The sequence below is a fragment of the Streptomyces sp. 6N223 genome (assembly GCF_052246635.1).
In the GTDB taxonomy this organism is placed as follows: Bacteria; Actinomycetota; Actinomycetes; order Streptomycetales; family Streptomycetaceae; genus Streptomyces.
On the sequence record NZ_JBQQCA010000079.1, the window covers coordinates 20350 to 27038 of the forward strand.

A 6689-nucleotide genomic window follows, 5' to 3' on the forward strand; every position below is an offset into this window, starting at 1 on the left:
CACCGTAACCCCCGGTAGGGCACGGGAGTTGACCCACGACGAGCTTGATCCGCAGGAACCTTCAGGAGGCAGGGGGATGCCGATGGTGACGATCACGGGCATGGGCGTCCAGTGCGCCGTGGCCCACGACCTGGACGACTTAGACCGGGCGCTGCGCGGCGGCCGGTCCGGAATCACCTTCGAGGACCCCGGACTCGGCCTGCCGCGCACCCTGGGATTCCGCGGGCGCCTGACGCGCGACCCCGACTCCCTGCTGGCCGAGCCGCCGCACGACGAACGCCGCGACCGGCTGCGGGCTTTAACCCGCCGCGCCGGCAGATCCATCCGCTACTCCCTGCTGGCCGCCGCCCAGGCGTACCACCACGCCGGGCTCGACGCTGTCGCCGACCGCCGCCGTATATCCGTGCTCGTCGCCGGCAGCAACCTCTCCCACCAGCTCACCCACGCGATGTCCGAGAAGTTCCGGAAGGACCCCGCGTACGTCTCCCCCCGCTACGCCCACCAGATGTGGGACAGCGACCTCCTCGGCGTCGTCAGCGAGGCCCTCTCCATCCGCGGCGAGGGCATGACCGTCGGCGGCGCCTCGGCCGGGGGCAACCTCGGCCTGATCCAGGGCATGCGCCTCATCCGCTCCGGCGCGGCCGACGTCTGCCTCGTCGTCGCCGGGATGCAGGAGCTCTCCGACGTCGAGCTCGCGGCGTTGGCCAACCTCGGCGCCCTCGGCGCCCTCGGCGGCAGGAGCGAGGACGCCGACCCTGCCGACCCCGCCGCCTGCTGCCGCCCCTTCGACGCCCGCCACGACGGCTTCGTGCTCGGCGAGGGCGCGGCGGCGATCGTCCTGGAGTCCGGCGAGCGCGCCACCGCGCCGCTGGCCCACCTCCGCGAGGGCGTCAGCGCCCTCGACGGCCACCACCTGACCCAGCCCTCCCGGGAGGGCGAGGAGTTCGTGATGCGCGAGGTGCTGGCCAGGGCCGGGGTGGCCGCCGGGGAGATCGGCCTGGTCAGCGCCCACGCCACCGGCACGCCGCTCGGCGACGACACCGAGGCGGAGGCGATACGCGCGGTGTTCGGCCCGGCCCCGGCCGGCGGCCCGTGGGTCAACGCCACCAAGTCGCTCCTCGGGCACTGCCTCGGCCCGGCCGCGACCCTCGAAGCCATCGCCTGCGTCCTGCAGATGCGCGGCGGCTACGTCCACCCCAACCCGAACCTGACGCACCCCGCCATCCCGGGCCCGAGATACGCCCCCGCCCGTCAGACGGCCGCCTCGATCACCTACGCGCTGAACAACTCCTTCGGCTTCGGAGGGATCAACACCTCACTGCTCCTCCAGTCCCCCCTGACTCGAAAGGAATGACACCGTGGTGGCTCATCTGTTCCCGGGCCAGGGATCGCAGCAGCTCGGCATGGGCAAGGAGCTGTTCGACGACTTCAAGGAGCTGACCGACCTCGCGGACGAGATCCTCGGCTACTCCGTCCGCACCCTGTGCCTGGACGACCCGGACGAACGCCTCAACTTCACGCGGTACACGCAGCCCGCGCTCTACGTCGTCAACGCGCTGAGCCACTACCGGCTGCTGGAGGACGGCGGCAGGAGACCCGACTACGTCGCCGGTCACAGCCTCGGCGAGTACAACGCCCTCCTCGCCGCCGACGTCTTCGACTTCGCCACCGGCCTGAAGCTGGTCAAGAAGCGCGGCGAGCTCATGGGCCAGGCGAAGGGCGGCGGCATGGCCGCGGTGCTCGGCAAGACCGAGAAGGAGATCCGCGACATCCTCCGCGACGGCGGCCTCGACACCATCGACATCGCCAACCTGAACGCCCCCACCCAGACCGTCATCTCCGGCCTGCGCGCCGACATCGAGGAGGCGCGGGCGGCGTTCGAGACCGCCAAGGTCCTCAAGTACGCCATCCTCACCGTCAGCGGGGCGTTCCACTCCCGCTACATGGCCGACGCCCAGCGGGAGTTCGCGGCGTACGTCGACGCCTTCGAGCTGAAGCCGCCCGCCATCCCGGTCATCGCCAACGTCACCGCCCGCCCCTACCGGGAGGGCGAGATCCGGCAGACGCTCGTGGCCCAGATCGGCTCGGCGGTGAAGTGGAGCGAGAGCATCCGCTATCTGATGGGCAAGGGCGAGGAGGAGATCCTCCAGGTCGGCCCCGGACGGGTGCTGGTCAGCCTGCTGCGCTCCATCAAGCGGGAGTCCGAGCCGCTGATCGCCACCGACGACCCGGAGGAGCCGCCGGTGCCGCCCGCCGTGCCGGGCGCCGCGCCGCGCCTGCCCGCGCAGCGTGGCCCCGAGCGGGCGGCACCCGCCGCGCCTGCGCGAGCCGCCGCCGCTTCCGTCGCGCCGTCCGTGGCCGCGCCGCGCGGCACGCAGCACAGCGCGCCCGCGCAACTCGCCGTCGCCGCCGCGGACTTCGGCAGCGCCGGCTTCAAGAGGGACTACGGCCTGCGCTACGCCTGCCTGACCGGCGGCATGTACCAGGGCGTGGCGTCCAAGGAGATGATCGCCGCCGTCGCCCGGGCGGGCATGCTCGGGTTCCTCGGCACCGGCGGCCTCCCCCTCGACCGCGTCGAGTCCGACATCGCCTACCTCAAGCGCCACCTCGCCGGCGGCGAGCCGTACGGCGTGAACCTCGTCTTCGACCCGAACGCCCCCCGCCGCGAGGAGGAGATCGTCGACCTCTGCCTCCGGCACGACATCCGCACCGTCGAGGCGTCGGCGTTCATCACCATGACCCCCGCCCTGGTCCGCTACCGCCTCACCGGCCTGCGCCGCGACGCCGCAGGGCAGGCCGTCGCACGCAACCGCGTCATCGCCAAGGTCTCCCGGCCCGAGGTCGCCGCCGCGTTCCTCGGCCCCGCCCCCGCCCGCATCGTCGACCGGCTCCTCGCCGAGGGACGCGTCACCGCGCAGGAGGCGGAGCTGTCCCGCGAGGTGCCCATGGCCGAGGACCTGTGCTTCGAGGCCGACTCCGGCGGCCACACCGACCAGGGCGTCGCCTTCAGCCTCATGCCCGCCATGCTCCGGCTCCGCGACGACATGATGGCCCGCCACGGCTACCACAGGCGGGTGCGCCTCGGCGCCGCCGGCGGCATCGGCACCCCCGACGCGGCCGTGGCCTGCTTCGTCATGGGCGCCGACTTCATCATGACCGGCTCGATCAACCAGTGCACCGTCGAGGCCGGCACCAGCGACCTGGTCAAGGAACTGCTCCAGGGCATCAACATCCAGGACACCGGCTACGCCCCGGCGGGCGACATGTTCGAGTACGGCGCCCGGATACAGGTGCTGAGGAAGGGCGTGCTGTTCCCGGCCCGCGCCAACAAGCTCTACGAGCTGTACAAGCGGCACGAGTCCCTCGACGAGATCGACCCCGCCACGGCCGAGCAGCTCCAGACTCGGTATTTCCGCAGGAGCTTCGACGAGGTGTACGCCGAGGTCCGCGCCGTCCATCCCCCGGAGGAGATCGAGAAGGCGGAGGCCAACCCCAAGCACAAGATGGCGCTGGTCTTCCGCTGGTACTTCGACTACTCCACGCGGCAGGCCCTCACCGGGGCCGACGAGGGCCGCGTCGACTTCCAGGTGCACTGCGGGCCCGCCCTCGGCGCCTTCAACCAGTGGGTCAAGGGCACCGATCTCGAGGACTGGCGCCGCCGCCACGTCGGCGAGATCAACCGCCGCATCCTGGAGGAGGCGGCCACCCGCCTCACCCGCAAGCTGACCGCGGTGGGGACGGACTGACCCATGGCGTACAACGCGCACGAGTCGCACGAGGCGATACGCGTACGGCGTTCGGGGCCCGTCTGCCGGGTGCGGCTCCACCGCCCGGAGAGCGACAACACCATCAACGACGCCATGATCCGCGAGTGCCACGAGGTGCTGCGCACCTGCGAGAGCGAGGACAGCGGCGTCAGCGTCGTCGTCTTCGAGGGCCAGCCCGAGGTCTTCTGCCACGGCGCCGACCTCACGGCGTACGCGGAGGGGCAGCGCGAGGGCGAGTACGACCCGTCGCCGCTGTACGACCTGTGGCTGCGGATGGCGACCGGCCCCTGTATCACCGTCTCCCACGTCCGCGGCAAGGCCAACGCCGGCGGAGTCGGCTTCGTCGCCGCCAGCGACATCGTCATCGCCGAACCCACCGCCGCGTTCAGCCTCTCGGAGCTGCTGTTCGGGCTGTACCCGGCGATGGTCATGCCCTTCCTGGTCCGCCGCATCGGCTACCAGCGGGCCCACTACATGACGCTGATGACCAGGGCGATCACTGCCGAGCAGGCCGCCCACTGGGGGCTGGCCGACGCCTGCGCCGAGCGCAGCGGCGCCCTCGTCTCCCAGCACCTCAGCCGCCTGAGCAAGCTGCCCAAGGACGGCATCGCCCGCTACAAGCGCTTCATGAACTCCCAGATCGAGCCCGTGGACGTGGGCCGGCACCGGGAGGGCGCGGTCTCGGCGAACGTCGAGATCTTCTCCAACGCCGACAACCTCGACAGGATCGCCCGCTTCGTCGAGCACGGCATCTACCCCTGGGAAAACGCGAGCGCCGGATGACCTCGATGAGCCCGATGAGCCCGAGCCCGATGGGCCCCAAGACCCCGATGAGCCCCAAGTCCCCGACGACGATCACCTTCGACGAGATCGAGGCCCTGGCCGCCTCGCCGCTGAGCTTCCACGAGCTGTGCGAGCGCTACCCGCGCACCCAGCCCCTCCGCGTCTACCAGGAGCGCGACCGCTGCACCGAGCTGCCCCCCGACGAGCTCCAGCGGCGGGTCGCGGCGTTGAGCGGCAGGCTCCAGCGGGAGTGCGAGCCGCAGCAGAAGGTCATGCTGCTGCTGCCCCGCATCGAGGACTACGTCGTCGGGCTGCTGGCGTGCTTCCACGCCAACGTCGTCGCCGTGCCGACGGTCGTGGACGCCGCCGCGCACTCCGACGCCAACGCCGAGACGATCGCCACGGTCAGGGCCGACAGCGAGGCGTCGTGCCTGCTGGCCGACGAGGAGACCCGCGCCTGGCTCACGGAGGCCTGGGAGGCCTGGGAGGCCACGGCCGGGGCGCGGTTCCTCACGCCGTCGGGCGACGACGACGCGGCCCTGCCTCCGCGCGAGGCCGCCCGGGACGACCTGGCGATCATGATGTACACCTCCGGCTCGACGTCACGCCCCAAGGGCGTGATGATCAGCCACCGCACGCTGATGTTCCAGGCGGCCGTCGGCGCGGTGCTGTGGGAGATCGAGCCGGACAGCACCGTCGTGTCCTGGCTGGCGCTCACCCACAACTTCGGCCTGCCGCTGGCGTTGCTGAGCCCGCTGCTGGTCGGGGCCTCCACCGTGCTGATGGCCCCCGAGGTCTTCGTCCAGTACCCGGAGCACTGGTTCGAGCTGATCGACCGCCACGGCGGCACCCACGCGGGCGCACCCACCTCGCCACTCGAACACTGCGTGAACGCCATCGACCCGGCGGAGGTCGCCCACCTCTCCCTCGCGGGCGTCAGGTCGATCTTCTGCGCGGGCGAGCCGATCCGGGAGCAGACCGTCAGGTCCTTCACGGAGCGCTTCGCGGCGTTGGGTCTCAGGCCGGACGCCGTACGCCCGCACTACGGCCTGACCGAGATCGGCTGCATGGCCACCGAGAGCTCGGACGCCTCCCTGACCGTGCTGGAGGCCGACGCCGCGAGCCTGGCGCTGGGCCGCGTCGTCCCCGCCCGCCCCGGCCAGAGGTCGCGGTCCCTCGTCCGCAACGGCCGGGTCCGGGGCCCGCTCACGATCGAGATCGTCGACCCGCGCACCGCCGAGCGCTGCGCGCCGGACGAGGTCGGGGAGATCTGGTTCAGGTCGACGGCGACGTGCGAGGGCTACTACCGGCAGCCCGAGGAGAGCGCCCGCGCCTTCGGCGCGACGATCGCGACGACGGGCGAGAGCGGCTTCTTCAGGACCGGCGACCTCGGCTTCATCCGCGACGACCACCTCTACCTGGTCGGCCGGGTCAAGGAGCTGCTGATCGTCAACGGGATGAAGTACGACCCGCCGGACCTGGAGACGACGCTCCGCAGGCAGATACCCGAGCTGACGCTGCCGACGGCGGTCTTCGCCGTGGGCGGCGGCGAGGAGGCCGAGCGGATCGTGCTCGTGCAGGAGCTGCCCGAGGAGCGGGACGACGCCGGGTACCGGCGGCTGGTGCGGCGCGTGCGGGGGGTCATCTCCGACTACTACGGCGTGTCCCTGCACGACATCGTCCTCGCACCGCCCGGCTCCATCCCGCGCAGCGGGATCGGGAAGGTGAGGCGGAACGACTGCCGCAGGCGGTACGAGGCGGGCGAGCTGGCGGCGTGGTTCCGGGCGCGGGCGGAGGCGCGGGCGTCGGCGCAGGCGCCGACGGAGGCGTCGGCCGCTCACGAGGGCGAGGTCCGGCGGCGGCTGGCGCGCGAGGTGATCGCGCCCGCGCTGGAGGTGGCGCCGGAGCAGGTGCTGGAGGTCTCGTCGCTCGGCGAGCTCGGGACGACGTCCATGCAGTACATCGGCATGGCGAAACGCATCGAGCGGGCCTTCGGCGTTCCCTTCGCCCCGGCGAAGCTCTTCAAGTACAACCGGCTGGCCGAACTGACGGCGTACCTGGCCAAGGCGGCGGAGGAATCGCCCCCCGCCCACCCTCTCGGGGCTCCGCCCCGGCCCTCGCTGGGGGGCTCCGCCCCCC

Annotated in this window: 4 protein-coding genes; all 4 read left to right on the forward strand. The window is 72.1% G+C overall.

The window, feature by feature from the left end; translation table 11 throughout:
- The first annotated feature begins 76 nt into the window (after positions 1-76).
- The gene (locus ACTWQH_RS30710) at positions 77-1354 is read left to right on the forward strand and encodes a beta-ketoacyl synthase N-terminal-like domain-containing protein (protein ID WP_443290075.1); all 1278 of its coding nucleotides are present in this window, start codon (positions 77-79) and stop codon (positions 1352-1354) included.
- A 4-nt stretch (positions 1355-1358) separates the two neighbouring features.
- Positions 1359-3746, forward strand: coding sequence for an ACP S-malonyltransferase (gene fabD, locus ACTWQH_RS30715; RefSeq protein ID WP_443290076.1), 2388 nt, complete (start codon positions 1359-1361; stop codon positions 3744-3746).
- A 3-nt stretch (positions 3747-3749) separates the two neighbouring features.
- On the forward strand, positions 3750-4550 hold the full coding sequence (locus ACTWQH_RS30720) for an enoyl-CoA hydratase/isomerase (RefSeq protein WP_443290077.1): 801 nt from the start codon (positions 3750-3752) through the stop codon (positions 4548-4550).
- Between the two features lie 29 nt (positions 4551-4579).
- Positions 4580-6689: non-ribosomal peptide synthetase (locus ACTWQH_RS30725; protein ID WP_443290078.1), on the forward strand; the 2110-nt coding region annotated here is incomplete at its 3' end.